28 protein-coding genes and 1 pseudogene are annotated in these 26773 nt (G+C 76.3%); 19 read left to right on the top strand and 10 right to left on the bottom strand.

All coding sequences use genetic code 11. The features are described from left to right. Nucleotides 1-165: 165 nt before the first annotated feature. Nucleotides 166-744 (top strand): Rv1733c family protein, encoded by a 579-nt coding sequence (locus AC0GKK_RS02940; protein WP_251782835.1) that lies wholly within the window; start codon nt 166-168, stop codon nt 742-744. 33 nt (nt 745-777) lie between these two features. On the opposite strand, the gene AC0GKK_RS02935 is transcribed toward AC0GKK_RS02940, so the two are convergent. Then, on the bottom strand, nt 778-1227 hold the full coding sequence (locus tag AC0GKK_RS02935) for a pyridoxamine 5'-phosphate oxidase family protein (RefSeq protein ID WP_405417344.1): 450 nt from the start codon (nt 1225-1227) through the stop codon (nt 778-780). A gap of 81 nt (nt 1228-1308) precedes the next feature. Here AC0GKK_RS02935 and AC0GKK_RS02930 point away from each other — a divergent pair, with 81 nt between their 5' ends. The 12 genes from AC0GKK_RS02930 to AC0GKK_RS02875 all read left to right on the top strand — a co-directional run bounded on the left by AC0GKK_RS02930 (nt 1309) and on the right by AC0GKK_RS02875 (nt 11872). After that, nucleotides 1309-2292 carry an AraC family transcriptional regulator gene (locus tag AC0GKK_RS02930; protein ID WP_405417343.1) on the top strand — a complete coding sequence of 328 codons (984 nt, stop codon included), beginning with the start codon at nt 1309-1311 and terminating at the stop codon, nt 2290-2292. An 11-nt stretch (nt 2293-2303) separates the two neighbouring features. After that, complete coding sequence (locus AC0GKK_RS02925; RefSeq protein ID WP_208823587.1) at nt 2304-3254, top strand: LysR family transcriptional regulator; 951 nt, start codon at nt 2304-2306, stop codon at nt 3252-3254. Between the two features lie 85 nt (nt 3255-3339). Then, nucleotides 3340-4647 (top strand): FAD-dependent oxidoreductase, encoded by a 1308-nt coding sequence (locus AC0GKK_RS02920; protein WP_489883097.1) that lies wholly within the window; start codon nt 3340-3342, stop codon nt 4645-4647. 55 nt (nt 4648-4702) lie between these two features. Then, the gene (locus tag AC0GKK_RS02915; protein WP_482637386.1) at nt 4703-5983 is read left to right on the top strand and encodes an aconitase X; all 1281 of its coding nucleotides are present in this window, start codon (nt 4703-4705) and stop codon (nt 5981-5983) included. After that, a complete protein-coding gene (locus AC0GKK_RS02910; RefSeq protein WP_489883096.1) occupies nt 5980-6417 on the top strand; it encodes an aconitase X swivel domain-containing protein in 438 nt (145 codons plus the stop codon). Before AC0GKK_RS02915 ends, AC0GKK_RS02910 begins: the two co-directional genes overlap by 4 nt. Continuing rightward, nucleotides 6414-6854 carry a Rieske (2Fe-2S) protein gene (locus tag AC0GKK_RS02905; protein WP_062394627.1) on the top strand — a complete coding sequence of 147 codons (441 nt, stop codon included), beginning with the start codon at nt 6414-6416 and terminating at the stop codon, nt 6852-6854. Before AC0GKK_RS02910 ends, AC0GKK_RS02905 begins: the two co-directional genes overlap by 4 nt. Then, complete coding sequence (locus tag AC0GKK_RS02900; RefSeq protein WP_489883095.1) at nt 6851-7981, top strand: amidohydrolase family protein; 1131 nt, start codon at nt 6851-6853, stop codon at nt 7979-7981. Before AC0GKK_RS02905 ends, AC0GKK_RS02900 begins: the two co-directional genes overlap by 4 nt. After that, nucleotides 7978-8238 carry a hypothetical protein gene (locus tag AC0GKK_RS02895; protein ID WP_489883094.1) on the top strand — a complete coding sequence of 87 codons (261 nt, stop codon included), beginning with the start codon at nt 7978-7980 and terminating at the stop codon, nt 8236-8238. Before AC0GKK_RS02900 ends, AC0GKK_RS02895 begins: the two co-directional genes overlap by 4 nt. Beyond that, nucleotides 8235-9092 (top strand): amidohydrolase family protein, encoded by an 858-nt coding sequence (locus AC0GKK_RS02890; protein ID WP_489883973.1) that lies wholly within the window; start codon nt 8235-8237, stop codon nt 9090-9092. The genes AC0GKK_RS02895 and AC0GKK_RS02890 overlap by 4 nt, the downstream gene beginning before the upstream one ends. Next, the gene (locus AC0GKK_RS02885; RefSeq protein ID WP_251782827.1) at nt 9089-10117 is read left to right on the top strand and encodes an ABC transporter substrate-binding protein; all 1029 of its coding nucleotides are present in this window, start codon (nt 9089-9091) and stop codon (nt 10115-10117) included. The genes AC0GKK_RS02890 and AC0GKK_RS02885 overlap by 4 nt, the downstream gene beginning before the upstream one ends. 47 nt (nt 10118-10164) lie before the next feature. Next, nucleotides 10165-11013, top strand: a complete 849-nt coding sequence (locus tag AC0GKK_RS02880) for an ABC transporter ATP-binding protein (RefSeq protein ID WP_489883093.1) — start codon at nt 10165-10167, stop codon at nt 11011-11013. Between the two features lie 4 nt (nt 11014-11017). Then, nucleotides 11018-11872 (top strand): ABC transporter permease, encoded by an 855-nt coding sequence (locus AC0GKK_RS02875; protein ID WP_083474056.1) that lies wholly within the window; start codon nt 11018-11020, stop codon nt 11870-11872. A 32-nt stretch (nt 11873-11904) separates the two neighbouring features. On the opposite strand, the gene AC0GKK_RS02870 is transcribed toward AC0GKK_RS02875, so the two are convergent. From AC0GKK_RS02870 to AC0GKK_RS02850, 5 genes and pseudogenes are all read right to left on the bottom strand, one after another. Then, nucleotides 11905-12747 carry an alpha/beta hydrolase family protein gene (locus AC0GKK_RS02870; protein ID WP_489883092.1) on the bottom strand — a complete coding sequence of 281 codons (843 nt, stop codon included), beginning with the start codon at nt 12745-12747 and terminating at the stop codon, nt 11905-11907. A 31-nt stretch (nt 12748-12778) separates the two neighbouring features. Continuing rightward, nucleotides 12779-13405: a TetR/AcrR family transcriptional regulator gene (locus AC0GKK_RS02865; RefSeq protein WP_405417338.1), complete on the bottom strand. Its 627-nt coding sequence runs from the start codon at nt 13403-13405 to the stop codon at nt 12779-12781. Continuing rightward, nucleotides 13398-15359: an MFS transporter gene (locus tag AC0GKK_RS02860; protein ID WP_489883091.1), complete on the bottom strand. Its 1962-nt coding sequence runs from the start codon at nt 15357-15359 to the stop codon at nt 13398-13400. The genes AC0GKK_RS02865 and AC0GKK_RS02860 overlap by 8 nt, the downstream gene beginning before the upstream one ends. 90 nt (nt 15360-15449) lie before the next feature. Further along, a complete protein-coding gene (locus AC0GKK_RS02855) occupies nt 15450-16754 on the bottom strand; it encodes a sensor histidine kinase (protein ID WP_489883090.1) in 1305 nt (434 codons plus the stop codon). 133 nt (nt 16755-16887) lie between these two features. Further along, nucleotides 16888-17403 (bottom strand): annotated as a pseudogene (locus tag AC0GKK_RS02850) (response regulator); the annotation flags it as partial. A gap of 168 nt (nt 17404-17571) precedes the next feature. On the opposite strand from AC0GKK_RS02850, the gene AC0GKK_RS02845 reads away from it, so the two are divergent. The 3 genes from AC0GKK_RS02845 to AC0GKK_RS02835 are packed head-to-tail and all read left to right on the top strand — an operon-like array spanning nt 17572 to nt 21235. Next, nucleotides 17572-18579: an extracellular solute-binding protein gene (locus tag AC0GKK_RS02845; RefSeq protein WP_489883089.1), complete on the top strand. Its 1008-nt coding sequence runs from the start codon at nt 17572-17574 to the stop codon at nt 18577-18579. Nucleotides 18580-18581: 2 nt separating this feature from the next. Continuing rightward, the gene (locus AC0GKK_RS02840; RefSeq protein ID WP_489883088.1) at nt 18582-20171 is read left to right on the top strand and encodes an ABC transporter permease; all 1590 of its coding nucleotides are present in this window, start codon (nt 18582-18584) and stop codon (nt 20169-20171) included. Then, complete coding sequence (locus tag AC0GKK_RS02835; RefSeq protein WP_489883087.1) at nt 20168-21235, top strand: ABC transporter ATP-binding protein; 1068 nt, start codon at nt 20168-20170, stop codon at nt 21233-21235. The genes AC0GKK_RS02840 and AC0GKK_RS02835 overlap by 4 nt, the downstream gene beginning before the upstream one ends. Before the next feature lie 20 nt (nt 21236-21255). Here AC0GKK_RS02835 and AC0GKK_RS02830 read toward each other — a convergent pair whose 3' ends face one another. The 4 genes from AC0GKK_RS02830 to AC0GKK_RS02815 form a co-directional block, all read right to left on the bottom strand. Next, a complete protein-coding gene (locus AC0GKK_RS02830; protein ID WP_405417324.1) occupies nt 21256-22203 on the bottom strand; it encodes an acyl-CoA desaturase in 948 nt (315 codons plus the stop codon). Between the two features lie 76 nt (nt 22204-22279). After that, on the bottom strand, nt 22280-23359 hold the full coding sequence (locus AC0GKK_RS02825) for an LLM class flavin-dependent oxidoreductase (protein WP_489883086.1): 1080 nt from the start codon (nt 23357-23359) through the stop codon (nt 22280-22282). Continuing rightward, nucleotides 23360-23998, bottom strand: coding sequence for an isochorismatase family protein (locus tag AC0GKK_RS02820; RefSeq protein WP_482637397.1), 639 nt, complete (start codon nt 23996-23998; stop codon nt 23360-23362). It abuts the gene before it with no gap. Continuing rightward, entirely contained in the window at nt 23995-24651 is a 657-nt protein-coding gene (locus AC0GKK_RS02815) for a GntR family transcriptional regulator (RefSeq protein ID WP_476654632.1), read from the bottom strand. Before AC0GKK_RS02815 ends, AC0GKK_RS02820 begins: the two co-directional genes overlap by 4 nt. 138 nt (nt 24652-24789) lie before the next feature. On the opposite strand from AC0GKK_RS02815, the gene AC0GKK_RS02810 reads away from it, so the two are divergent. The 3 genes from AC0GKK_RS02810 (at nt 24790) to AC0GKK_RS02800 (ending at nt 26498) form a co-directional block, all read left to right on the top strand. Next, nucleotides 24790-25689 (top strand): isocitrate lyase/PEP mutase family protein, encoded by a 900-nt coding sequence (locus tag AC0GKK_RS02810; protein ID WP_100877903.1) that lies wholly within the window; start codon nt 24790-24792, stop codon nt 25687-25689. Between the two features lie 183 nt (nt 25690-25872). Next, nucleotides 25873-26073: a hypothetical protein gene (locus AC0GKK_RS02805; RefSeq protein WP_405417318.1), complete on the top strand. Its 201-nt coding sequence runs from the start codon at nt 25873-25875 to the stop codon at nt 26071-26073. Beyond that, on the top strand, nt 26070-26498 hold the full coding sequence (locus AC0GKK_RS02800) for a DUF2795 domain-containing protein (RefSeq protein WP_482637398.1): 429 nt from the start codon (nt 26070-26072) through the stop codon (nt 26496-26498). Before AC0GKK_RS02805 ends, AC0GKK_RS02800 begins: the two co-directional genes overlap by 4 nt. Nucleotides 26499-26773 lie beyond the last annotated feature (275 nt).

The raw sequence follows: 26773 nt of genomic DNA, 5'->3' as shown, positions 1-26773 counted from the left end.
GCGCGGCCGACCGCCCGGGTACGGAAGGGGACCGCACGGCGTCCGGTGGGCGTGATCTCCGTCCCGGGGGGATGTCACGGGGCGATAACGGGGGTAGTCCTCGGTGATCGCCCCCTCACCCGCGGTGGTGGGGAGGACCCGTCGTGACCGACCCCAGGAGGAACGATGCGCGCAGCCGACCCGCCGGGCTCGGAGCCGGGACCCGCTGACCGGCTCCGTCGTCGGGCGTCCCGTCGCGAGGACCTGCTCGCGGTGGTGCTCGGGCTGCTCGCCGCCTGCGGGCTGGTCGTGGCGTGGCTCGCCGGTGCCGCGGCCCACGGGTCGGTCCTGGAGCGGGGCGCGGTCGAGGCCCGTGAGCGCGTGCCGGTCGCGGCGACGGTCACCGCGCGGGCGAGCGCGGTGGGCGACCTGCAGACCGGCCAGCAGTCGCTCACGCTGAGCTGGACCGGCCCCGACGGGCTGCCGCACTCGGGCGGCAGCACGCTGCCCGGCGTCCACGACGTCGGTGACCGGGTGCCGGCCTGGGTCGGCACCGACGGCCGGCTGGCGCCGCCGCCGTCGACCCCCGCCGACGCCGTCACGGTGGCCGTCGCCGCCGGGTTCCTCACCGCAGTGGTGTGGGCCGCCGTGGTGTGGGTCGCCGGGCGGCTGGTCTTCGCCTGGAACGGGCGTGCGTTCGCCCGTGCCTGGGCGGAGGACTGGGCGGCTGTCGAACCCGCGTGGTCGGGCCGTCGCACCCCCTGAGCCGGGCGCCCGGGCCGGCGGGTCGGGCCGGGGTCAGAACATCAGCCGCCGCACCCGCTCGGGGTGGATCACCAGCCGCACCTGGTCCTCGGCGAGGATCGCCGCGAGGTCCGCGGCGCGCGCGGGGTCGTCGAGGTCCCAGTAGCGCTGCGCCAGCCGCTGCGCCAGCGCGTGTGCCCCGTCGGTCTCGACGGTCGTGGAGCCGTCGACCGCGACCCAGCGCTCGCGTTCCCCGACCGGCGCGGCGACGACCAGCGAGGCCCGCGGGTCCCTGCGCCTGCGGCGGATGTGCAGCGACTCCGGCCCGGTGAACAGCTGCACGGTGCCGTCGTCGGTCGCCTCGAACCAGACCGGGCGGGGCTGCGGCGGCACCGGGCCGCCCGCGACGCTCAGGAAGCCGTGCAGCGGGCGGGCGAGGAAGACGCGGTCGCCGTCGGTGAGAGCGGTGCGGCTGTCGGTGGTGGGGGTGTCGGTGGTGGGCATGGGGCCACCACACCACCGCGGCGCGGACGACGACATGGGTGAGACGCCGGAACTCCTGTCCGGTCGTCTAACCTCGGTGCGGTGGACCCCTTCGGTGACCTGGTCCGCGGGCTGCGGTCGCACGGCTCGCTGTTCGGCAGCACCACCCTGACCCCGCCCTGGTCGCTGCACTTCGTCGACGGCGCACCGCTGACCCTGTGCGCCATGCTGACCGGCGCGGGGTGGATCCTCGTCCCCGGCGCCGACCCGGTGCGGCTGGCCGCGGGGGAGACCGCCGTCGTGCGCGGCCCGGCCGGTTTCCACGTGGTCGACGAGGTCGGCACCCCGGCCGAGCCGATCGTCTGCGGCGTGGACTGCGCGACGCCCGACCAGAGCGGCACCCGCCACCGGCTCGGCTGGCACGACCCGGCGCCGGCGCCGGGCAGCGACGCGAGCACCCTGATCACCGGGGCCTCCCCGGCCGGCGGCGAGGTCGGCGCCCGGCTGCTCGACGCGCTCCCGCCGGTGCTGCGGGTCGGTGCCGGGGGCAGCGGGGACACGGTGCTCGACCACGTGGCCGCCGAGGTCGCCGTCGACGCCCCCGGCCGGCAGGTCGTGCTCGACCGGCTCCTGGACTGGCTGCTGGTCTGCACCCTGCGCGAGTGGTTCGACCGGCCCGGCGGAAGCCGGCCGCGGTGGTGGACGGCCCAGCACGACCCGGTGGTCGGGCGGGCGCTGCGGCTGCTGCACGCCGACCCCGCCGCGGCCTGGACCGTCGCCGGGCTCGCCGCCGCCACCGGTGTGTCCCGGGCGACCCTGGCCAAGCGGTTCACCGACCGGGTGGGCGAGCCGCCGCTGACCTACCTCACCGGCTGGCGGATGACCTTGGCGGCGGACCTGCTGCTCGCCGAGCCCGGCGCGACGCTGGCCGGGATCGCGCGCCGGGTCGGGTACGCCGACCCGTTCGGCTTCAGCGCGGCCTTCACCCGGGTCCGCGGCGTCACCCCGAGCGCGTTCCGCCGGGGTGAGCGGCAGGGCGCACGGCACGGTGACCGGGTGGGTGCTCCGGACGGGGTGAGCGGCTAGCCTGCGGCGCCGTGACGACCCCGCCGACGGTCCGGCTGGCCAACCTCGACCTCAACCTGCTCGTCTCGCTGCGCGAGCTGCTGCGCGAACGCAACGTCACCCGCGCCGCCGCCCGCATCGGCATCTCCCAGCCCGCCGCCAGCGCGGCCCTGTCCCGGCTGCGCCGTCACTTCGACGACGACCTGCTGTCCCGCCACCCCGGCGGCTACGTCCTCACCCCGCTCGCCGCCCAGCTCGTCGAGCAGGTCGAGGGCGTCTGCTCGGCCGCCGAGCGGCTGTTCGGCACCGGCCACGGCTTCGACCCGTCGAGCGCCCGGCGCGGGTTCACCCTGCTCGTCGCCGACTACACCGTCGCCGTGCTCGGGCCCGCGCTGTCCGCGGCGGCGGCCCGGCGCGCCCCCGGCGTCGAGCTGCGGCTGCGGCTGGTCCGCGAGTCCTTCTCCGCCGACATCGGCGAGACGATACGGCTCATCGACGGCCTCATCGCCCCGCCCGCCGCCCGCTTCGAACGGCCCGAGCTGCGCTCCACCGCCCTGTTCGACGACCGCTGGGTCTGCGTCGTCGACGCCGACAACCCGGTCGCCGCCGGGCCGGACCCGACCCTGGACCTCGACGAGCTCGCCGCGATGCCCTGGGTGGTGCCGTTCGCCCCGGACCGCGGCATGTCGGCGGCCGCGCCGATGACCCGCCAGCTCGCCCGGCTCGGGGTCGAACCCGACATCAGGGTGCGGGTGGAGAGCTACCTGTCGGTGCCCTACCTGGTCGCCGGGACCGACCGCGTCGCGCTGCTGCAGGAGCGGCTCGCCCGCCAGGTCGCCGACCGCCTCGGGCTGGTCGTGCTGCCCTGCCCGGGCGATCCCGGACCGATCCGCGAGCGTCTCTGGTGGCACACCGACCTCGACCCGGACCCGGCCCACCGGTGGCTCCGCGAGCTCATCGTCGAACTGTCGGCCACCCTGTAGAGCTGCGACTATTCGTCCGGTCGATGGTCCGGCAGGCGAACGTTCTATTTCCGGGGCGGCGCGCGCCGTTCCTAGTGTGTGAGCCATGCCTCACCCGCTGACGCCCCTGCCGGTCCACACCGTGATCCGGGACGCCCCACTGCGCGCCGGCGACCCGGCCGAGCACGCGGTGACCGCCGACGTCTGCGTCGTCGGCTCCGGCATCGCCGGGCTCTCCGCCGCCGTCGAGTCCGCCCGCCTCGGCCGCGACGTCGTCCTCGTCGACGCCGCCCCCGTCCTCGGCGGGCAGATGGTCAACTCGCTGATCGGGCTGTTCTGCGGGGTCTACGGCAACGGCCCCGAGTTCCGGCAGCTGACCCACGGCCTGTTCGACTCCATGTTCGCCGACCTCGAGGCCGGCGGGGACCTGTTCCGCCGCACCGGCCACACCCTCACCGTCGGCTACGACGAGGTGCGCCTCGGCCGCTGGGTCGAGGACACCGTCCGTGCCCACGGCATCCGGGTCCTCACCAACGCCACCCTCACCGGCGTCGAGCGTGACGGCGACCGTGTCCTGGGCGCCCGCTTCGCCACCCGCTACGGCGCCGTCGACGTCACCGCGGCCGGGTTCGTCGACGCCAGCGGCGACGCCGCGCTCGCCTGGGCCGCGGGCCTGGAGTGCCGGCTGCCCGACCGGGAGATCTACGGCAGCCAGCAGCTCGTCGTCGAGCACCTCGACACCAGTGCCGCACCGGAGCCCGGCGAGCTCGCGGCCCGGGTCGCGGCCAAGGCCGACCAGTACGGCCTGCTCCGTCGCGACGGCCTCGCCTTCTACTTCCCCGGCCGCGACACCGCGGTGCTCAACATGACCCACATCGAGGCGCCGCTGGACCCGATCGCCGCCGCCGAGGCCCAGCTGGAGGGCAAGGCGCAGGCCGACCGGGTCGTCGAGTTCCTGCGCGCGGAGTTCCCCGAGGTGTTCGGCAAGGCCACGGTGCGCTCCTACGGGCTGCCCGGCCGCCGCCAGACCCGCTGGATCGCCGCCGCCCACCAGCTCACCGTCGAGGAGGTGCGCGGCGGGGTCCGCTTCGACGACGCCGTCGCCCGCACCGCCTGGCCGATCGAGCTGCACGACAGCCCCGACGGCTACGTCTGGGAGACCTTCGACGCCGACCACCTGCACTACGTGCCGCTGCGCTCGATGCTGCCGCCCGCCGCGTCGAACCTGGTCGCCGCGGGCCGTTGCATCGACGGCGACGCCGCGGCGCTGTCGAGCGTGCGCGTCATGGGGCCGTGCGCGGCGATGGGCCACGCGGCCGCGCACGCCCTCGACCTCGCCGGACCGCAGGGCAGCCTGCACGACGTGCCCGCCGACGCCCTGACCGACCGGATCCGGGAGAACGTCGGGGACTGACCCGTCCCACCGCCACCACCACGAGGAGACAGGCAACGATGCCCGGAGGCGCCCCGTGATACTCACCGACGACGACCGCAGGATGCTCGACGGGGCCGAGGGGCCCGCCGTCGCCGCCGCGATGGACCTGCTCACCCGCTACGCCGAGGCACTGGACGCCGAGCGGCTCTGCTCGGTCCGCAACGTGGCCGGGACCGCCACCCAGCCCTCCCCGCTCAAGGCCCGCCTCGTCGCCGAGGGCGGCTGGGACCGCGCCTTCTCGGTGATCAACCTCGACAGCGACGAGACCCACGAGATCCCGCCGATGGCGGTGCCCACCTGCCAGCTCCAGCAGGGCTTCGGCGCCGACGCGGCGGCCGTCGCGCCGTACCCGGCGCAGTTCGTGGAGCTGCAGGCCGACGCGGAGACCTTCTACGGCCGGCGCGGCGTCTCCATCCTCGCCACGTGCACGCCGTACCAGGTCGGGAACCTCCCGGTCCGCGGCGAGCACTGCGCCTGGATGGAGTCCTCCGCGGTGGTCTACGCCAACTCGGTGCTCGGCGCCCGCACGAACTGCGAGGGCACCGCGTCGACCGGCGCGGCCGGCCTCACCGGGCGCGTCCCGTGCTGGGGCAACCACCACGACGAACACCGGCGCGGCACCCACCTGGTCCGGGTCGACACCCCGGTCGGCGGGTTCCTCGACTGGGGCCTGCTCGGCTACTTCACCGGTGACGTCGTGCAGGAGGCCCGCCCGGTCGTCACCGGTGACCTCGCCCTGCCCGACCTCACCGACCTCAAGCACTTCGGCGCCGCGGCCGCCTCCTCCGGCGGGGTCGAGATGTACCACGTCCCCGGCGTCACCCCCGAGGCCCCGACCGTCGACGCAGCGTTCGGCGGCGGTGTCCCGGCCGACGCGGTCGTCTACGGCGCCGCCGAGCGGGCCGCCACCTACGCCCGGCTCAACGACCAGGGCACGAGCACGCAGGTCGACTTCGTCCTGCTCGGCTGCCCGCACGCCTCGCTCGACCAGATCCGCGACGTCGCCCGGCTCCTCGACGGCCGCAGGCTGCACGACGGCACCTCGCTGTGGATCATGGCGCCGCGGGCGCTGGCCGCGGTGGCCGAGCGCAGCGGCTACACCGCCACCATCGAGGCCGCCGGCGCGAAGGTCCTCACCGACTCCTGCCCGGCGATGTCCCGCCTGGCCCCGCCCGGGACCCGGGTGTTCGCCACCGACTCCGCCAAGCAGGCCCACTACCTGCCGGCGATCCTCGGGATCGAGGCGTGGTTCGGCACCACCGAGGACTGCGTGCAGGCCGCGGTCACCGGCCGCTGGTCGGGTGAGCTGCGATGACCGCGACGGTCGGGACCGTCCTGCGCGGACGGACCGTGGTGCCCGGCGTGGTCACCGGCGAGGCGCTGGTGTCGCCCGAGACCATCTCCGGCTGGGGCGGCATCGACCCGGCGACCGGCACGATCGTCGAGGCCCGGCACGCCCTGCAGGGCGTCTGCTTCTCCGGGAAGATCCTCGTGTTCCCCGGCGCCAAGGGGTCCTCGGGCTGGTCGGCGTTCTTCCAGAGCACCCGGCTGCTCGGCACCGCCCCGCTCGGGATGGTCTTCACGGTCACCACGACGAAGGCCGCGCTCGGCGCCGTCGTCACCCGGGTCCCCGCCCTGGCCGACCTCGACGCCGACCCGGTGCAGGTGCTGCGCACCGGCGACCGCATCCGGCTCGACGCCACCGCGGGCACGGTCGAGCTGCTGGCCGGGGCGGGGGAGGGGACGTGAGGCTCGCCGTGCTGCCCGCCGACGAGCTCGCCCCCGGCGAGCACCGCGTGGTGCGGGTCGGCACCCGCTCGATCGGCGTCTTCCGGGTCGGCGACGACTACTACGCCCTCGCCGACCACTGCCCGCACCAGGGCGGCCCGCTGTGCCGCGGCTCCGTCGCCGGGGCCCCGGTGGCGACCGGTCCCTCGGACGTGCGGCTCGACGAGGGCCACGTGCTCGTCGCCTGCCCCTGGCACGGCTGGGAGTACGACGTGCGCACCGGCCTCTCCTACCAGCCCGGCGACGCGCCCGCCCGCAGCCTCCCGGCGTCGGTCGAGCCGGGCCCGCCGGGCATGACACCCGGTCCGTACACCGCCGAGACCTTCGAGGTGACCGTCGAGGACCGCTGGGTGGTCGTCGACACCGGCCGCCGTCCCACCACCGAGGAGGCGTCATGACCAGCACCGCACCCGTCACCGGCCGGGCCCCCGCCCGGCGTCGCGCCCGGACCCCGATCGTCGACGCCGACATCCACCCGGTCGTCACCGCCGACCGGCTCGCGGCCGCGCTGCCCGAGCCCTGGCGGCGCCGGTTCCTGCGCTTCGGGCTGCGCGGCGCGCCGCCGCCCGCGGTCTACCCCCGGGTCCGGCACGGCGGCATGCGCCGCGACTCCCATCCCGAGGCGGGCCCGCCCGGCAGCGCCGTCCGGCCCCCGGGCAGCGACCTGGACCTGATGCGCAGCCAGCTGCTCGACCCCTACGACGTCGTCGCCGGGGTGCTCATCCCGATGCAGGGCCACACCGCGGGCGCCGAGGAGCCCGCGTTCGCGGCTGCGCTGTGCCGCGCGTACAACGACGTGCTGGTCACCGACTGGCTCGACCCCGAGCCGCGGCTGCGGGCCAGCATCTGCATCCCGCACGAGTCGCCGGCGGAGGCCGTCGCCGAGATCGAGCGCCGCGCCGCGGACCCGCGGTTCGTGCAGGTCCTGTTCCCCAGCGGCACGTTCCTGCCGTGGTCGGACGCCAAGTACCGGCCGATCTACGCCGCGGCCGCCGCGCACGGGCTGCCGGTGGCGATCCACCTCGGCGGCACCGAGGGCCACCGCGGGGACGGCTGGCCGTCGTTCTACCTGGAGCAGCACGCGTGGTACGGCAACGCCGTCGCCGTCGCGCTGACCGGGCTGGTCGCCGGCGGTGTCCTCGAGGCGGTGCCGGACCTGCAGTTCGTGCTCGTCGAGGGCGGGGTGTCCTGGCTGCCGTCGCTGCTCTGGGGGCTCGACGACGCCTGGGAGCTGTGCCGCGACGACGTCCCGTGGCTGACCCGCCCGCCGTCGGAGGTCGTGCGCGAGCGGGTGTGGTTCACCACCCAGCCGATCGACGAGCCGCCGGTGCCCGCACACCTGGCGACGACCTGGGAGCAGACCGGGATGACCGACCGGATCCTGTTCTCCTCCGACTACCCGCACTGGGACTTCGACGACCCGATCACCGCGTTGCGGGTGCTGCCCGCAGCGCTGCGCCGGCCGATGGCGGCCGCCAACGCCGCCCGCCTCTACGGCCTGCCCCTGCCCGGGAGCGAGGCATGAGCGCCGACCCGCCCGAGGAGTTCTTCGACGCCGACACCCACGTCGCGCCGGCGTCGTTCGCCGACCTCGCGGAACTGCTCAGCCCGTACTGGCGTGACTACGCGGCGGGCGCCGCCCTGCGCGCCGACCCCGTCCAGGCCGGCGCCTACCCGCCCGCGATGGTCGACGGGCCCGCCCCGCACGACGTCGCGGCCCTGCGTGCCGCGGTCCTCGACGCGCCCGCACCCGGGGCGGCCGGGTCGGTACGGCGGTCCTGACCTGCACCACCGCGTTCGACGTCAGCCGCAACCACGCCTTCGAGGCCGCCCTGTGCCGGGCGGTGAACACCTGGACCGCGCAGCGGTTCCTCGACCACGAGCCCCGCGCCCGCGGCTCGGTCGCGGTGCCGCTCGGCGACCCGGCCGCGGCCGTCGCCGAGATCGAGCGCCGGGCGGACGACCCGCGCTTCGTGCAGGTGCTGCTCCCGGTGCGCGGGCACGACCTGCGGTGGGGGCACCCGGTGTTCCGGCCGGTCCTCGCCGCAGCCGCCGCGGCCGGGCTGGTCGTCACCCTGCACGCCTGGGGCCGGGTCGGCAGTGCCCCGACCACGACCGGGTTCACCCACACCTACCTGCAGGACTACCTGTCCCACGGGCAGGTCGCCCAGTCCCAGCTGGTGTCGCTGGTCGCCGAGGGCGCCCTCGGCGCGCTGCCGGAGCTGCGGGTGACCGTCGCCGAGTGCGGCTCGTCCTGGCTGCCGCCGCTGCTGTGGCGCCTGGACAAGGAGTGGCGCGGCATCCGCCGCGAGGTGCCGTGGGTGGACCGGATGCCGTCGGAGTACGTCCGCGAGCAGGTCCGGTTCACCACCGCGCCGGTCCACCTGCCGCGCGACCCCGGCGAGCTGCACGACGCCCTGGACGTTCTGGGCGCCGCCGGGCTCCTGCTCTACGCGGGTGACCACCCGCACCGCCACGGCGACGGGGTGGCCCGTCTCCTCGCCGCCCTCGACCCCGCCGCCCGGGCCGCGGTCCGCCACGGCAACGCCACCGCGTGGTACCGCGGCACGGACACCGTCGCCGCACCCGCGCCGTCCCTCGCGTCGACCCAGCACGCACCGGAGGTCCCCCGATGACCCGCACGACGACCCGGCTCGCCGCGGTCCTGCTCGCCGCCTGCCTCGTCCTCGCCGGATGCGGCGCGGGCGGCGGTGAGGACGGCCGCGACCGGATCACCTTCCTCAACATCCTGCCGATGGAGTCGCTCGGCTACGCCGCCGAGATGATCGCCGACACCAAGGGCTTCTTCGCCGCCCACGGTCTCGACGTGACCTTCGAGGCCACCCAGGGCTCGGCGCCGGCCATCCAGACCCTGCTCGCCGGGTCCGCGGAGATCTCCCGGATCGGCGACATCGAGACGATGGTCGCCGCGGGCGAGCGCGGCGCACCGCTGGTCGCGATCGGCGGCGTGGTGCACAACGGGCCGCTGCGTCTGGTCTCCTCGCAGCGGGCGCCGGTCACCGACGCCGCGCAGCTGCGCGGCAAGCTGGTCGGGACGCCGTCGGAGGGCGGCACCAGCTCGATCACCCTCGACCTCGTCGCGGGGTCGGCCGGGATCGCCCCCGCCGAGCTGCGCCGCCAGGTCGTCGGGCTCAGCCCCGGCGTGTTCGACCTGGTGAACACCGGCCGCGTCGACGCGTTCATCGTCTCGCTCGACACCGCGATGCTGCTGCAGGCGACCCGGCCCGAGGCCGTCGTCTACGACCCCAACGACGCCATCTCCGCCGGGTCGCAGATCTACGCCACCTCGAAGGCCACCGCCACCGACCCGCAGGAGCAGGACAAGCTGCGCCGCTACCTCGCGGCGATCGCCGACGCCACCGCGTTCATCACCGCCGACGAGGGAGGCGGTTTCGCCGAGACGATGCAGCTCATCGGCTCGAAGTACCAGGTCTCGGCGCTGGACCGGCCCGAGGTCGCCCGCGCCGCGCTCGCCTCCTACGTCGACGGCTACGCGGCGGGCCAGGGCCCGACCGGCATCTCCCCGCAGCGCTGGCAGGCCACCTACGACGAGGTGTCCTCGGTCGGTCAGGTCCCCGCCGGCCTGGACCCGGCGCAGTGGCTCGACGCCGGCCTGAACGGCACGGAGGGTGCCCGATGAGCACCCCGACGACACGACGGTCCCCGGCAGCGGAGCAGGAGACGAGCATGACCCAGGAGACAGCGACCCCGGCGACCGCGACCCGTTCCGGGGTGCACGCGGGCCCGACCGGGGGTGCGGTCGGCCTGCGGGTGTCCGGTGTGGACAAGGTGTACCCGACCCGGCGTGGGGAGGTGCGCGCACTGTCCGGGATCGACCTGGACGTCGCCCGCGGCGAGTTCGTCTCGCTGGTCGGGCGCTCGGGCTGCGGCAAGACGACGCTGCTGCGGATCCTGTCCGGCCTGCTCGCCCCGTCCGCGGGGCTGGTCGAGGCGGGCGGACGGCCCGCGTGGGCCGCCGGCCGTCGTGACGACGCGGTCTTCGCCGAGTTCGGCCTGGTGTTCCAGGAGGCGAACCTGTTCCCGTGGTTCACGATCACCGACAACGTCGCGCTGCCGCTGAAGCTGCGGGGGGTGCCGCGTGCCGAGCGTCGCGCCCGGGCCGCCGAGCTGTGCGCCACGGTCGGGCTCGGCGGGTTCGAGGACTCCTACCCGCGGGAGCTGTCCGGCGGCATGCGCCAGCGGGCCGCGATCGCCCGCGCCCTGGCCTGCGACCCGTCGGTGCTGCTGATGGACGAGCCGTTCGGTGCGCTGGACGCCCTGACCCGCGACCGGATGAACCTGGAGCTGCAGCAGATCCACGCGGTCTCCGGCGCCACCGTCGTGTTCGTGACCCACTCGATCCCCGAGGCGGTGTTCCTGGCCGACCGGGTCGTGCTGCTGACCCCGCGCCCGGGACGCATCCGGTCGATCACCACGATCGACCTGCCCCGGCCGCGGTCCGCGGCGACCGAGACGACACCGGAGTTCGGCGCGCTGGTCGCCGGGCTGCGCACCGAGCTGGACCGGGAGGACTGAACCGATGACCACGACCGAACGGCCCGCTCCGGCGACCGACCCCGCCACCCCCGTGACCGACCCCGGCGGCCCCGAGAAGGAGTCGCCCTGGCTGCGGCGCCTGCCGTGGATCTCCGGGCCGGTGCTCCTGCTGCTGCTCGTGGGCGCCTGGCAGTTCACCGTCTCGGTGGTCGGGGTCTCGGAGTTCATCCTGCCCGCACCGGCCGCCGTCGTCGGCGCGCTGGGGGAGCTGCTGGCCGACCCGGCGATCTGGGGCCACATCGGCGTGACGCTGCTCGAGGTCCTCGTCGGGTTCGGCGCCGCGCTCGTCGCCGGTGTGTGCGTCGGCGCACTGCTCGGGCGGATCGAGTGGCTGCGCCGCGCGGTGCAGCCCGCCCTGGTCGCGCTGCAGGTGGTGCCCAAGGTGGCGTTCGTGCCGATCTTCGTGATCTGGTTCGGCTTCGGCCCCACCTCGAAGATCATCATGGCCGGGCTGCTCGCGTTCTTCCCGATCATGCTCAACGTGATGCTCGGGGTGCGCTCGGTCGAGCGCGGGCACCGCGACGTCATGACCGGGCTGGGCGCCTCGCGCTGGGCGACGTTCCGGAACCTGGAGCTGCCCGCGACCCTGCCGTACGTGTTCGCCGGCGCCGAGGTCGCGATCGTGTTCTCGGTGATCGGCGCGATCGTCGGTGAGTACCTCGGCGGCAGTGCCGGGCTCGGCTACCTGGTGGTGTCGAGCCTCAACGCCCTCGACGCGCCCCGTCTGTTCGCGGTGATCGTGCTGCTCGCGGTGCTGGGGTCACTGCTCTACCTGATGGTGACCACCGCGAAACGCCTGGTCATCCCGTGGCACGAGTCGGTGAACACCGGGGTCTGAGCCGCAGCGCCCGCACGCCGACGCCGCCGGGGTCACGCCCCGGCGGCGTCGCGGGCCCAGCCGGTCAGCAGCGGCACGACGACGTCGAGTGCGGCCGGCTCGCGGGCCCACCCGAAGTGCGGGCGTGCCGCGGGCACGTCGAGCCGGTGGCGGGTCACCGTGGCCGCGCCGAACATGCCCAGCAGCGCGTCGACCGAGGCGGGCGGGGCGAGCCCGTCGCGCTCGAACCCGATCCCGAGGACCGGCAGGTGCACCGCGGCGATCGACGGGGTGTGGTCGACCCGCGGCGTGCCGAACGCGAGCCGCCCGGTGCGGGCCCACCGGCCCCAGTCGCGCATCTGCCCGCGGGCCTCCCGCCCGGCGAAGCCGACCCGGTCGCCCGGGAAGTGCCCGATCAGCATCGCCGCGGCCACGACGGCCTGGGTCCGCAGCAGGTGGGCCGGCCCCCAGACCCGCCAGTCGACGCTGCCCGACCCGACGAGGGCGACACCGTCGACGCGGTCGGGGTGCCGTGCGGCGTACGCGGTGGCGAGGTGCCCGCCGAGGCTGTGCCCGACGACGAACACCGGCGCGCCGGGCCGCTCGGTGTGCACCGCCTCGACGGCGGCGGCGAGGTCGCCGACGAGGTCGTCGTAGCCGAAGTCGTGGCGGCGCCCGGGCGGGGGAGCGGGGCGGGCCTGGTGCCCGCGCAGCTCGGTGCCCGCGGCGGCGACGCCGGCGTCGGCCAGCGCCCCCAGCAGCGGGGTGTAGAACGACGCCCGCATCCCCATCGCGGGCACGACCAGCAGCACGGGCGCACCGGGGTCGGGCGCCGGGTGCAGGGTCAGCTCCAGCGGTGCCGGGGCCGGGCGGTCCAGGACGGTGGTGACGGGCACGCCGGTGATCCTCTCCCGGCCGCCCGCCGGGTCAGGCCGGGGCCCCCGCCAGGGCGCGCAGGCCGGCGTCGAACACGGCCATGGCCTCGTCCACCAGCTGGGTCAGCGACGGCGAGCGCGGGTCCGTGCCGTGGTCGCCCAGCCAGTGCTGCACCGCGACGCGCAGCCCGGTCACCGCGGCGGCCGCGGCCAGGGTCGGGTAGAGGTCGCGGGCCGGGTCGGACCCGGTCCGGGCGACGACGGCGTCGGCCAGCGCCCGCTCCTGGGCGGCGAACGCGGCCATCTGGTGCGCGACGATCGCCGGGTGCCCCCGCAGCGCCCGCAGTGCCTGCACCCGGTCGAGGTAGCCGGGGTCGGTGACCACGGCGCGCAGCGCGTGCCGCAGCGACTCGGTGACCGGCTCGTCGTCGGGGCGGGCGGCGAACGCGGTCAGCAGGGTGTCCGCCGACGACGCGTAGCCCGCGACGACCGCCTCCTCCTTCGAGGTGAAGTAGTTGAAGAAGGTGCGGGGCGCGACGTCGGCGGCGTCGGCGATCTGCTCGACGGTCACCGCGTCCGGGCCGTGCGTGCTGCACAGCCGCAGTGCGGCGCCGGCGAGCGCGGCCCGGGTGGCGGCCTTCTTGCGCTCGCGACGCCCGGGGGCGGCCTGCTCAGCCACGGTCGGCCCCCGTCCGCTCGCGCTCGGGCGCCTCGATGACCGAGACGAGCTCGTGCCGGCCCGGATGCCCGTCGGCGGTGCGTGTGGTGCCGTCGGCGGGTGTGCCGGCCGGCAGGTCGACGTCGAGTCGGAGCCCGTCCGCGCCGACGGTCACCCGGCGCGCGGCCGGACGGCCCTCCCAGCGGTACACGGTGGACACGATGCCGGTGGCGACGCAGATGCGGTAGTGCCCGTCGGCGTCGGCGCGGGTGCGGCCGAGCTCGTCGCCGGTGCCGTCGAGGACGGTCAGCACGGCGCCGCCCGCCGGGGCGCCGTCGGCCCGCACGAACCCGTGCAGCACCGGACCGGTCGGCGGGGCCGGGGTGGTGGCCGGGGCACCGGCCGCGGGGTCGGCGGGCTTGGCGATGTCGAGGGTGTCGCGCAGCGGGACCTCGCGCAGGGCCAGGATCGCCAGCAGGGCCAGGAAGGCCAGCGGCGCGGCCACCAGGAAGATCATCGAGGTGGCGTGGCCGTAGGACTCCATGACGATCGAGCGCACCGGCTCGGGCAGGTCGGCCAGGTGCGGCACCTGCCCGCCGCCGACGGCCGCCCCGCCGTCGACACCGGCGTCGGCCAGCCCGGCCGCGGTCCGGGACCCGACCACGGAGGCGAGCAGCGCGCCCAGCCCCGCGACGCCGGCCGAGCCGCCGAGCGAGCGGAAGAACGTCACCGTGGAGCTCGCGGCGCCCATGTGCCGCAGCGCGACGGTGTTCTGCACGGCGAGCACGAGGTTCTGCTGCGTGGTGCCGACGCCGATGCCGACCAGTGCCATCGCGACCGCGACCAGCCAGTACGGCGTGGTCGAGGAGATGACCGCCGCCCCGAGCGCCAGGCCCGCGGTCAGCGAGACCGCGCCGCCGACGAGGTAGCGCTTCCAGACGCCGGTGCGGGTGATCAGCTGGCCGGCCACGTTCGACGCGCCGAACATGCCGACGATCATGGGCAGGGTGAGCAGCCCGGCCTCGGTGGCGCTGGCGCCCCGGGCGAGCTGGAAGTACTGGGACAGGAAGATGGTGGAGCCGAACATCGCGACGCCGACGAACAGGCTCGCGACGGTGGCGAGCACGACGGTGCGGTCGCGGAACAGGAACGGCGGCACGACCGGGTCCTTGGCCCGTCGCTCGACGACGATCGCGCCCACCAGCAGCACCAGGCCGGCGCCGATCAGGCCGAACGAGGTCGGCGAGGCCCAGCCGAACTGCTTGCCGGCCAGCGAGGTCCACAGCAGCAGCGCCGACACCGCGGCGGCGATGAGGGTGGCGCCCAGGTAGTCGATGCTGGGGCGCTCGCCGTCGGCGCGGACGGGGGTGGGCACGTTCAGGGTGCGCTGCAGCACGAGCAGTGAGAGCGCGGCCAGCGGGACGCCGACGAAGAAGCACCAGCGCCAGCCCAGCGGCGAGTCGACGATGATGCCGCCGAGCAGCGGACCTCCGACGACGGCGATCGACATGATCCCCGAGAGGTAGCCCATGTAGCGGCCGCGCTCGCGCGGGGTGATGATCGCCGCGATCACGACCTGGGTCAGCGCCTGCAGCCCGCCCATGCCGAGGCCCTGCAGCACCCGGAAGCCGATGAGCTGCCCGGTGGAGACCGCCAGCCCGCAGAGCAGCGAGCCGATCAGGAAGATCCCGATCGCGGCCTGGACCAGCAGCTTCTTGGAGTAGAGGTCGGCGAGCTTGCCCCAGATCGGGGTCGAGGCCGTCATCGCCAGCAGTGACGCCGAGACCACCCACGTGTACTCGGCCTGGGTCCCGCCGAGGTCGCCCAGGATCCGGGGCAGCGCGTTCGACACGATCGTGCTGGACAGCACGCCGACGAACAGCGCCATCAGCAGGCCGGTCAGGGGGAGCAGTACGTCGCGGCGGTGGGCCGCGGCCTCCTCGGGGGTGCGCACGGGGCGGGTAGTTGACGTCACGCAACGAGTCTGGCTCAAAGATGCAGACTGTGCAACTTTGCCGAACGTGCGTCGGCGCACACCGTGCACCGATGCGGCGCGGCGGCCGGCTCAGCCGCGGCGGGGGAGCACGACGGTGACGGTGCTGCCCCGGTCCGGCGCGCTGCGGACCTCCAGGGTCCCGCCGGCGTCGGCCACCGCGCGGCGGACGAGCAGCAGCCCGATGTGGCCGGGTTCCGGGCCGCGGGCGGGGTCGAAACCGGTGCCGTCGTCGGTCACGGTGAGCCGGGCCCGGCCGGCCGCGACGTGCAGGCCGACCTCGACGGTGCGGGCACGGGCGTGCGCGCGGGCGTTGCGCAGCAGCTCCGAGGCGACGCGGTGCAGCAGGACCGCGCCGCGGTCGTCGAGGGTCCCGGCGGGGTCCCCGGTCGTGACGACTGCCGCGGGCGGGTCGCCGCCGGCGGCGAGCGCGGCCAGCGCGGCGGGCAGACCGGCGGCGTCGACGTCGGCCGGGTGCAGGGCGTCGAGCACCGACCGGATCCGGACGACGCCGTCGCCGACCGTGGCCCGGGCCCGGTCCAGCAGCTCGGGCCGGGCCGGGGCGAGGTCGAGCATCAGCCCGGCGCCGGCCAGGGTCGGCAGCACGTCGTCGTGCAGGCGGCGGGCCAGGTCGCGGCGGGCGAGCTCGCCGGCGGCGAGCCCGTACTGAGCGGCGTCGCGGCGCTCGGTCCGCTCGCGCTCGCGCCGCCGCGCCAGCGCCACCGACAGCGGCAGGACCGCGGCCGCGACGAGCAGCATCCCGGCCACCGCGGGTGGCAGCAGCAGCCCCACGGCGTGCGCGGTGGCCCCGTCGACGTCGACCGGGACGTAGACCTCCAGCCGGGCCGGGCGCCCGGCACCGTCGGTGAAGCCGAGGAAGACCTCGCGGAGCCCGTCGCCGTGCTCGTAGCGGTGCTCGCCGTCGTCGGGGACGGGGAGCACCACCGCGGCGCCGCCGTCGAGCCGGGCGGCGAGGACGGGATCGAACCGGCGGGTCAGACCCTCGATGCGGGCCTCGTCGGAGAACACCAGCCGCGCCGTCGGGCCCTCGACCAGCCACACCTTGACCCGGCTGACCATTCCGGTCGCGCGGAACGGCGCGAGGTCCGCCAGCAGCCGTTCGCGCCCGGCGGTCCCGGCGGTGGCGAGGTCGCGGTCGGCCAGGCCGACGACGACGGCCGTCGCCACCCGTCGCGACACCTCCTCGGCGCGCCGCTCGGCCTCGGCGTGGGCCAGCCACCAGACCCCGGCGGCGACCAGCGCGCACACCAGCGCGACCGCGGCGGCGGTGACGACCGCGTGCCGCGCCAGGGTGCGGGCCAGCAGCCGCCGGTCCGGACCGGCGACGACCGGGCCCGTGGTACCGGGTGCGCTCACGGCACGGGCTGCCCGGCGGCCCGGGGACCGGCTCGCCCCCGGGGTCCAGGGCGACGAGCCCGAGCCGCTCGGCGGCGACGACGGCCTCCAGCTGCGAGCGGGCGCCGAGCTTGCCGAGCAGCGCGCGGACGTGGTCGCGCACGGTGTGCGGCGACAGCCGGTGCGCCGCGGCGATCCGGGTGACGTCGCGGCCCCCGGCCAGCCCGCGCAGCACGTCGAGCTCGCGTGGGGTCAGCCGCGGCAGGGTCGCCCCGGTCGCTTCGGACTCCGCGGCGGACGGGTGCGCGGTGCCGCCCGCGGCGACCGTCCGCACGGCGGCGACGATCCCCGCCAGCGGGGTCTGCTTGCCCAGGAACCCGGCCGCGCCCGCCTCGAGGGCCTCGCGGGCCGGACCGGGCCGCGGGTGCGCGGTGAGCACCAGGGCGCGGGCCCCGGCGGCGTGGACGTCGCCGAGCAGGGTCAGGCCGCCCCCGGGCAGACGCACGTCGAGGACCACGACCTGCGGCGCCCGCCGGGGGTCCCCGCCGGCCAGGGCGGCCCGGGCGGCCGCCGCGTCGTGCGCGACGCCGACGACCTCCGCGTCACCGTGGACGGCGAGGCCGAGCGCGAGCAGGTCGGTGTACGACCGGTGGTCGTCGACCAGCAGCACCCGCAGCACCTGCGCGCACCCCCTCAATTCTCGGGAGATCAGGACGTCCTCGCCAGAGGTTAGCCTCCCCTCGCTCGAAAAGGGACCGACCCGGCGAACCGGGCGGATCCCCCATGCACCCCGGAGGACCACGTGACCCCATCGACGACTCGACCGACCCGGCGCGGCGTGCTCACCGGCGCCGTCCTGGCCGCCGCCCTGCTCGTGGCCGGCTGCGGCGGTGCCCCGGCCGACCCGGCCCCGGCGGCGGGCGACGGGCCGCGCACCCTGACCCTGTACTCGGGGCGGGAGGAGGACCTGGTCGGCCCGCTGCTGGCGCAGTTCCAGCAGCAGTCGGGGATCACCGTCGACACCCGCTACGGCTCGACCACCGAGCTCGCCGCGCAGCTCGCCGAGGAGGGCGCCGCGACCCCCGCCCAGGTGTTCCTCTCCCAGGACGCCGGCGCGCTGGGCGCGCTGGCCGGGGCGGGCGCCTTCGCGCCGCTGCCCGAGGAGGTGCGCGGCGCGGTCACCGCGCCCTACACCGCCACCGACGGCACCTGGACCGGGCTGACCGGCCGGGTCCGGGTCGCGGCCTACAACACCCGGGTGCCCGAGGCCGAGGTCCCCGCCGACGTCACCGAGCTCACCGACCCGCGCTGGCGCGGTCGGGTCGGCATCGCCCCGACCAACGCCTCGTTCCAGGCCTTCGTCACCGCGCTGCGCGTCCAGGAGGGCGACGACGCCGCCCGCGCGTTCCTGGAGGGACTGCGCGCCAACGAGGTGCAGGTCTTCCCGCGCAACACCGCGATCCTGGAGGCGGTGGACAGCGGCGTCGTCGACGTCGGGCTCATCAACCACTACTACGTCGCCGCCGCCGAGACCCCGCCCGCGAACACCGCGCTGAAGTTCGGCGCGCCCGGCACCGCGAGCGCGCTGGTGAACGTCACCGGCGCCGGGGTCCTCGCCGGGGCCGCGGAGTCCACCGAGGCCCGGGAGCTGCTCCGGTTCCTGGTGTCGCCGCAGGCCCAGGAGTACTTCGCCCGCGAGACCGGCGAGTACCCGCTGGTGGCGGGCGTCGCCGGGCCCGCGGGCATGCCCGCGCTGGCCGACCTGCGGGCGCCGCGGCTCGACCTGGCCGACCTGGAGGACCTCGACGGCACGACGCAGCTCATGACGCAGGTCGGGCTGCTCTGACCGTGCTGTTGCGCCGGTCCCCGCCCCGCACCGCGCCGGCCGGCCCGCCGGCCCCGGTGCGGCGCCGGCGACGACCACCCCGTGCCCTGCTGGGCGCGGCGGTGGTCGTCGCCGCGTGCGCCGCGCTGCCCCTGGTGTGGCTCGTCGTCCGGGTCGCGGGTGCCGACCCCGGGCGGGTCGCCGCGCTGCTCGCGCGCGAACGGACGCTCACCCTGGCGCTGAACTCGGCGGTGCTGGTCGCCGTCGTCGGCGCCGGCTCCCTGCTGCTGGGCCTCGCCACCGCGACGGCGCTGGTCCGCGTGCGGCTGCCCCGACCCGGGCTGTGGTGGGTGCTGGCCGCGCTGCCGCTGGCCGTGCCGTCCTACCTGCTCGCGTTCGCGGTGCTCGCGGTCCGGCCCGAGGCCCGCGGTCTCGGCCCGCTGGCCGTCGTGCTGGTGCTGGCCTGCACGCCGTACGTGACGCTGCCCGCGGCCGCCGCCCTGCGCGCCGCCGACACCGGGCCGGAGGACGCCGCCCGCACCCTCGGCCTCGGCCCGGTGAGCGCGTTCTGCCGGGTCACGCTCCCGCAGGCGCTGCCCGCCGCGCTGGCCGGGACGCTGCTCGCGGCGCTGTACACCCTCGCCGACTTCGGGGCGCCCGCGCTGCTGCGCTACGAGTCGTTCACCTGGGCGGTGCAGGCCGCCTACGAGGGGACCGTCGACCGGACCGGCGCGGCGGCGACCGCGCTGGTCCTGGCCGCCGCGACGCTCGGCCTGGTCGCGGCCGAGCGGGCCGCCCGGCGCCGCTTCACCGGGGCCCGGGCGGGCACCGCGCCGACCGCGGCCGCACCGGTGCGGCTGCGCCCGGCCGCCGGCGCCGCGGTCGTCGCCGGTCTGGGCGCGGTCGCGGCGGTGACGCTGGTCGGGCCGCCCGCCGTTCTGGTCGGCCGGGTCGTCGCCGCCGGCGGGGTGGACGCCGACCTGCCGCGGCTGGCCGTCGCCGCCGGGTGGACGCTGCTGCTGTCCGGCGCGGCCGCGCTGCTGGCGGTGGCGATGGCGCTGCCGGTCGGGGTGCTCGCGGCCCGGTACCGGTCCCGCGCGGTCGCCACGACCGAGTCGGTGGCCTACCTCGGGCAGGGGCTGCCCGGGGTGGTCGTCGGGCTGGCCCTGGTGTTCCTGTCCCTCGCGCTGGTCCCGGCGCTCTACCAGACCGCGGCGGTGCTGGTGTTCGGGTACGCGATCCTGTTCCTGCCCAAGGCGCTCGGCGCGACCCGCACGGCGGTCGAGCGGGTGCCGGTCGAGGCCGAGGAGGTCGCCCGCACCCTCGGCCGGACGCCGTGGTCGACCTGGTGGTCGGTGACGGCGCCGCAGGCCGCGCCCGGGGTGGCCGCCGGCGGGCTGCTCGTGGCGGTGACGGCGATGAAGGAGCTCCCGGCGACGCTCATGCTGCGCCCGACCGGGATCGACACCCTGGCCACCCGGTTGTGGTCGCAGACCTCGCTCGGGGCCTACGGTGCCGCCGCCCCGGCGGCGCTGGCGCTGCTGCTGCTGGCCTGCGTCCCCGCGGCGCTGCTGGTCCGGGCCACCGCGGGCGGGCCGGGAGGAGGACGATGAGGACCGGGTTGTCGGTGCGCGGGGTGCGGGCGGGCTACGGCCGGGACCCGGTGCTGCACGGGATCGACCTCGACGTCGCGCCGGGTGAACTGGTGTCGGTGCTCGGCGCGTCGGGCAGCGGGAAGACGACGCTGCTGCGGGTGGTCGCCGGGCTGCACCGGCCCTCGGCCGGGACGGTGCACCTCGACGGCGACGACGTCACCGCCGTCGCGCCGGAGCGGCGCCGGGTCGGGCTCGTCCCGCAGGAGGGGGCGCTGTTCGCGCACCTGACCGTGGCCGGCAACGTCGGGTTCGGGCTGCGTCGCGGGCCCGGCCGGCGCCCGGCCGCCGCCGCGCGCGGGCGCGTCGCGGAGCTGCTGGCGCTGGTCGGCCTGACCGCCGAGGCCGACCGGCTGCCACACGCCCTGTCCGGCGGGGAGCGCCGCCGGGTCGCCCTGGCCCGGGCGCTCGCGCCGGACCCCCGGGTGGTGCTGCTCGACGAGCCGTTCTCCGCGCTCGACGCCGGGCTGCGCGAGCAGGTCCGTGGGGAGGTCGTCGCGGCGCTGCGGGCCGCGGACGCCACCGGGGTGCTCATCACCCACGACCGGCGGGAGGCGCTGGCGGTCAGCGACCGCGTCGCCGTCCTGCACGACGGCCGCCTGGAACAGACCGCACCGCCGCGCGAGCTCTACGCCGCCCCCGCCTCGGCCCGGGTCGCCGGGTTCGTCGGCGACGCGGTGCTGCTGCCCGCCCGGGTGGAGGACGGCACGGTCACGACCGCGCTGGGCGCCGTCCCCTGCCGCACCGCGGACGTCCCGGCGGCACCGCTGGTGGCGGTGCTGCGCCCCGAGGAGCTGGAGCTGGCCGGCGCCGACGGTCCCGGCGCGCCCGCCCGGGTCGGCACCGTCGACTTCGTCGGCGACGCCGTGCTGGTCACCGTGCTGCTCGACGGGCGGGTCCCGGACCGGGGCACCCTGCTGCGGGTGCGGGCCGGGACGGACCGGGTGCCGCACCCCGGCGACCGGTGCCGCGTGCGGTCCCGGGGTGCCGTGCACGTCGTGCCCGCCGTCCCGGGACCCCGCTGAGCGGGACCCCGGGGCCGGGCTCAGGCGGCGGCCGGCTCGTCCGGCCGGGCGGCCAGCTTCGCCAGCCGCTTCTCGGTCGGCCAGCGGACGTTCCACGCCCACCCGAGCTTCTCGAACAGCCGGATCGTCCCGGCCGAGATGTCGATCTCGCCGCGGCCGACGCCGTGCCGGGCCGAGGTGGGGTCGGCGTGGTGCAGGTTGTGCCAGGACTCGCCCATGCTCGGGACGGCGAGCAGCCAGACGTTGGTGGAGCGGTCCCGGGCCCGGTACGGCCGCTCACCGACGAGGTGGCAGATCGAGTTGGTCGACCACGCGACGTGGTGCGACACCGCGACCCGGACCAGCCCGGCCCAGAAGAACGCGGTGAACGCGCCCCACCAGGACCAGGTCACCAGGCCGCCGACGACGCCGGGGCCGAACACGGACAGGATCGTCAGGACGGTGAAGCCGCGGTGGACCCGGTCGATGTCGGGGTCGGCGAGCAGGTCCGGGGCGAAGCGGCGCTGGTCGGTCAGCGACCGGTCGAAGATCCAGCCCATGTGGGCGTGCCAGAAGCCGCGGACCAGCGCGGCGGGGGAGGTGCCGTAGCGCCACGGCGAGTGCGGGTCGCCCTCGGCGTCGGCGTAGGCGTGGTGACGGCGGTGGTCGGCCACCCAGTGCCGGACCGGCCCCTGGACGGCGAGGCTGCCCGCGACGGCGAGCGCGATCCTCAGGGGCCGGTTCGCGGTGAACGACCCGTGGGTGAAGTAGCGGTGGAAACCGACGGTCACCCCCAGCATGGACACGACGTAGAGGCCGAGTGCGAGGCCGGCGTCGAGCCAGGTCAGACCCCAGCCCCACGCGAGCGGGACCGCGGCGACGACCGCGATCGCCGGGACGATCGCGAACGCGTAGACGAACAGGTGCGGAACGGGATGCCGGAGCCGGTCGGAGAAGTCGGAGCGCGGCGCGGGCCGGGTGTCGGTCACACCCCCCGATGGTTCCGGCTCGCACCAGAACGGGCAGTGGGGACAACCCCCCTCACGCACCGTGAGTGGGGACTCCTCAGGCCGTGGCGGGCTGGGCGGCCTCCCGCAGCAGCGGCTTCACGCGCTCGCCGAACTTGGTGACGCCGTCGACGAAGTCGGGCCAGGTGAGCAGCGCCCCGTCGATGCCGGTGGTCGCGGCGATCTCGTCGAGCTGGGCCGCGACCCGCTCGTAGGAGCCCTTCACCACCGGCAGTGACAGGAACGCCATGTTCCCCTCCGAGGCGGGGCGCTCCAGCGACGCCAGCAGCTGGGCCGAGGTGCCGTCCGGGTTGGTGTCCAGCGACGCCCTGGTGGTCATGTAGCTGATCGCCTCGAGGTCGGCGTTCTCGACGATGTGCGCGCACAGCCGGTCGGCCTCGTCGTCGGTCTCCTCGGCGATGATGCAGTACAGCGCGTAGGTGCCGACGTCGCGGCCCGCCTCGTCGCCGAGCCGGCGCACCCCGGCGGCGATGTCCCCGACCTTCGAGCGCTCGGCCATGATGAAGTTCCGGTCGCCGTGCTCGGCGGTGAACGCCTGGCCCGCCGGCGACTGGCCCGCGCAGACGATCGTCGGGGTGTGCAGCGACTTGGGGCGCATGTCGGCGTCGTCGAAGGAGAAGAACTCGCCGGAGAAGGTCGCGGTCCCCTCGCTCCACAGCGCGCGCAGCGCCCGGACGTACTCGGCGGCGTAGGCGTAGCGGCGTTCGAAGTACTCGTCGCCGGGCCACAGCCCCATCTGCGTGTACTCGGGCTTGTTCCAGCCGGTCACGATGTTGAGCCCGCAGCGTCCGCCGGAGATCTCGTCGATCGTCGCGACCATCCGGGCGGCCATGATCGGGTGGGTGGCCAGCGTGGTCACCGACGGGTAGAGCCCGATCCGCTCGGTCACCGCGGCGAGCCCGCCGAACAGGGTGAACGACTCCAGGCACTCGCCCCAGAAGTCGCTCGGCCCGCCCGCCCCGCGGTGCTTCATCATCGAGAGCACGAAGTCGAGGCCCTGGCGCTCGGCCTCCTGGGTGATCGCCACGTTGTGGGCGAAGCTCGGCCGGTACTGCGGGCTGCCGGGGGACAGGATGTAGCCGTTGGTCGCGTTCGGGATGAAGACGCCGTAGTGCACTCAGACCTCCGGGGTGGACAGCTGTGTGACGGTGCTGGGCAGGTCGGCGACGTCGGCGTACTTGGCGTCGAGGTCGGCGAGGTTGCGGGCGTGGACGCCGGCGTCGCGGTCGGCGCAGGCGTCGGCGACGACGACCGGGCGGAACCCGGCGGCGAGCGCGTCGGTGGCGGTGGCGCGGACGCAGCCCGACGTCGACACCCCCGTGACGACGGTGTCGACCCCGCGGGCCCGCAGCGTCGCGGCGAGCGAGGTCCCGGCGAAGGCGGACGCGTGCTGCTTGGCCAGCAGCGCCTCGCCCGGCGCCGGGTCGAGGACGAGCCGGCCCCAGTCCCCGGGGGCGCCCTCGGCGAAGCAGGACAGGGCGGGGACCTTCGCGGCGAAGAACCCGGCGTCGGCGAGGTCGGCGGCGTAGCGCACGACGGTCCAGACGACCGGGTGCCCGCCCGCGCGGGCCGCGGCGACCACGGCGTCGCAGCCGCCGGTGACGCGCTCCGCGGTCGCGGTGTCCCCGAGGAAGAAGGGCCCGTCCGGCTCGGTGTAGGCGGCCACGAGGTCCACCACGACGACGGCCGGTGCCGCGCCCCAGCCGACCCGGCCCGAGAACGGCGCACCGTGCGGTCCCGCCCCGGCCCCGGTCACCGGCGGTCCCCGGTCATCATGGCGCGGGCGTTGGCGATGTGGCTGACCATCACCGCGGAGGCCCAGCCGCCGTCGCCGGCGCGCAGTGCGGCGACGATCTCGGCGTGGTGGGCGAGGCTGCGGGCCAGCGACGCCGCGTCGTAGGTGTGGAAGGTGCGCAGCACGACCGGTGCGTGCACGACGCCGGCCAGCGCGGAGGCGAGCGCGGGGGTGTCGGCGATCTCGAGCAGCCGGGCGTGGAACCGCCGGTTCAGGGCGACCAGGGCGTCGAGGTCCTGCCCGGGGCCGGGGCCGCCGACGGCGAGCATGCGGCCGGCGAGGTCGTCGAGCTCGTCGAGGTCGGCGGCGGTCGCGCGGGCGGCGGCCAGCGCGGTGGCCCGCGGCTCCAGCGCGGTGCGGACCCCGAAGATGTCGTCGAGGTCGGCCTCGGAGAACGTGGCGACCCGCGCACCGCGGTGCGGGTGCAGCTCGACCAGCCCCTCCGCGGCGAGCCGGGACAGCGCCTCGCGGACCGGGGTGCGCGACACCCCGAGGCGGTCGGCGAGCTCGACCTCGCCCAGGTGGGCGCCCGCGGCCAGCGCACCGGTGAGGATCTCCTCGCGCAGCGCGGCCTGGGCGCGCTCGGAGGCGCGCCGGGGAGTCGTGTCGACCATCGTCACCTCCGGCGTCGGGCTGTATGCAACCTACGAGTGCCGCCGGTCACGCACAAGGCTCCACCTGTTGCTACGTCCGGATGACGTGCAGAGTGGGCGAGGCGTGTACACAATTCAGCTCGACGAAGGGACCCCGCCGTGGCCGACCTCCTCAGCCGACCAGGGAACCGCCGGGCGCGCCTGCGTGCCCTGCTCGACGCCGGCACCCCGGTGCTCGCCCCCGGCGCCTACGACGCGCTGTCCGCGCGGCTGGTCGAGCAGGCCGGGTTCGACGTCGTCTACATGACCGGGTTCGGGACGACGGCCGGGCTCCTCGGCCGGCCCGATGTCGGTCTGCTCGGGGGTGCGGAGATGGCCGCGCACGCGGGCAGGCTGGCCGACGCCGTCGACCTGCCGCTGATCGCCGACGCGGACACCGGCTACGGCAACCCGCTCAACGTCATCCGCACCGTCCGCGACTACGAGCGGGCCGGGGTCGCCGCGCTGCACCTGGAGGACCAGGTCATGCCCAAGCGGTGCGGGCACCTCGCGGGCAAGCAGGTGGTGCCCGCCGCGGAGATGGCCGCGAAGGTGCGGGCCGCCGTCGACGCCCGCACCGACCCGGACCTGCTGGTGATCGCGCGGACCGACGCCGCCGCCGTCGACGGGCTGGACGCGGCGATCGACCGGGCCCGCCGGTTCGCCGACGCCGGCGCCGACCTGCTGTTCGTGGAGGCGCCGACCTCCGAGCGCGACATCGAGACCGTCGCGACCGCGCTGGCCGGGCACCGGCTGGTGTTCAACTGGGCCGAGGGCGGCCGCACCCCGCCGCTGTCGCGCGACCGGCTCGCCGAGCTCGGGTTCGCCCTGGTCCTGTTCCCCGTGGGCACCCTGCTCGCGGCGACGGCCGGGATGCGGGAGCTGCTGGAGCGGCTGCGGGCCGAGGGCACCCCGGCGTCGCTGATCGACCGGCTCGGCGGCCTCGACGCGTTCGCCGAGCTCGCCGGGATCGGGGAGGTCCGTGAGCTGGAGCAGCGCTACCGCGCGGAGGGGGAGTGAACAGTTCCCGGACGCCCCGTGCGGCAAACGTCGGCCCCGCGGAGCCGACGCCAGTACACGCCCAGGAGTGGCGGGTCGATATGTCGTACACCACACTCGGTGCAGATGACCTTGCCGACCTGCGGACGTCGATCGGAACGGGGCGGGCGGGCAGGGTCCCGGAATCGCCCCAGGCGGTGGATCGTGCAGCAGAACACTCCCCGGCTCCGCATCTGCGAACGATGCTGGTCGTCGGTCGCGGACGGCTCGGTCTGTCGGATCTTCCGGCACTCCGACCCCGCGGCCCCGCTGGAGAGGCCCGCCTTCTCCTACCGGCACCTCGACGGAGACCCGGCGTGCAGCGGGGCGCAGCAGCCCGAGCTGGAGAGGGGGTGGGCCGCGTGAGCGCACCCCCCGTGCCGGGACGCGCGCTGCGCCCGGTCCCGGCCGCCCGGACCGTGCTGTCGCCGGTCGACCCGCTGCCGGTGTCGCCGGGCGACCTGGAGCGGCTGCGCGAGAACCTCGGACGCGTGCTGGCCGGTCTGCGCTGGCCCGCCCACCGCTGGCAGGTCCTCGCCGAGGCCGAGGCGTGGGGTGCGAGCGGCGTGGTCCGCCAGCAGCTCCTCCCGCTGCCCGACGGGCGGTACCCGTCGTTCGAGGCCGTCGTCGAGGTGCTCACGGCCGCTGCGCGTGGCCGGCTGCGCCCGGTGCCGGTCCGGCCCGCGATCGGCGCGGACCGGCTGCACCCCGCCGAGCGGGCCGGTGTCGCGCCGCGCCCGCCGCGTGCCCACGGCAGGCCCGCGCCCGCGCCGGGGCACCGCCCGGCCTGATCTCCGACGGGGCCGTGCGACCGCCCCGGACGGTGGTGGGTGGGGCCGAGTCGGCCGGGGTCGGCGGTCCCGAATCCGCCGGCCCCGGCCGGGGTGACCACCCGTCCGCTCCCCAGCGACGGGTGGTGGGTCCTCGGGGTGCGTGGCCTGCGACGAGGCGGGTGCGTGCCGGTGGGAGTCCGGCTGCTCACGCGAGGTGATGTATATCACGCGGTGCGGCCGGATTGGTCCGGTTTCCCCGAACCGGGCGACGGTATCGATCAAGCCGTCCCTGC

The sequence above is a fragment of the Pseudonocardia sp. P-1 genome (genome assembly GCF_058111925.1).
The sequence above is the reverse complement of the archived record's forward strand: the minus strand, read 5'-3'. Positions and strand labels throughout refer to the sequence as shown.

Coding starts and splice junctions, on each gene's coding strand:
- AC0GKK_RS02920 (WP_489883097.1), top strand. CDS start 3,340: ATGCCTCACCCGCTGACGCCCCTGCCGGTCCACACCGTGATCCGGGAC.
- AC0GKK_RS02880 (WP_489883093.1), top strand. CDS start 10,165: ATGACCCAGGAGACAGCGACCCCGGCGACCGCGACCCGTTCCGGGGTG.
- AC0GKK_RS02935 (WP_405417344.1), bottom strand. CDS start 1,227: ATGCCCACCACCGACACCCCCACCACCGACAGCCGCACCGCTCTCACC.
- AC0GKK_RS02875 (WP_083474056.1), top strand. CDS start 11,018: ATGACCACGACCGAACGGCCCGCTCCGGCGACCGACCCCGCCACCCCC.
- AC0GKK_RS02835 (WP_489883087.1), top strand. CDS start 20,168: ATGAGGACCGGGTTGTCGGTGCGCGGGGTGCGGGCGGGCTACGGCCGG.
- AC0GKK_RS02910 (WP_489883096.1), top strand. CDS start 5,980: ATGACCGCGACGGTCGGGACCGTCCTGCGCGGACGGACCGTGGTGCCC.
- AC0GKK_RS02895 (WP_489883094.1), top strand. CDS start 7,978: ATGAGCGCCGACCCGCCCGAGGAGTTCTTCGACGCCGACACCCACGTC.
- AC0GKK_RS02815 (WP_476654632.1), bottom strand. CDS start 24,651: ATGGTCGACACGACTCCCCGGCGCGCCTCCGAGCGCGCCCAGGCCGCG.
- AC0GKK_RS02885 (WP_251782827.1), top strand. CDS start 9,089: ATGACCCGCACGACGACCCGGCTCGCCGCGGTCCTGCTCGCCGCCTGC.
- AC0GKK_RS02940 (WP_251782835.1), top strand. CDS start 166: ATGCGCGCAGCCGACCCGCCGGGCTCGGAGCCGGGACCCGCTGACCGG.
- AC0GKK_RS02900 (WP_489883095.1), top strand. CDS start 6,851: ATGACCAGCACCGCACCCGTCACCGGCCGGGCCCCCGCCCGGCGTCGC.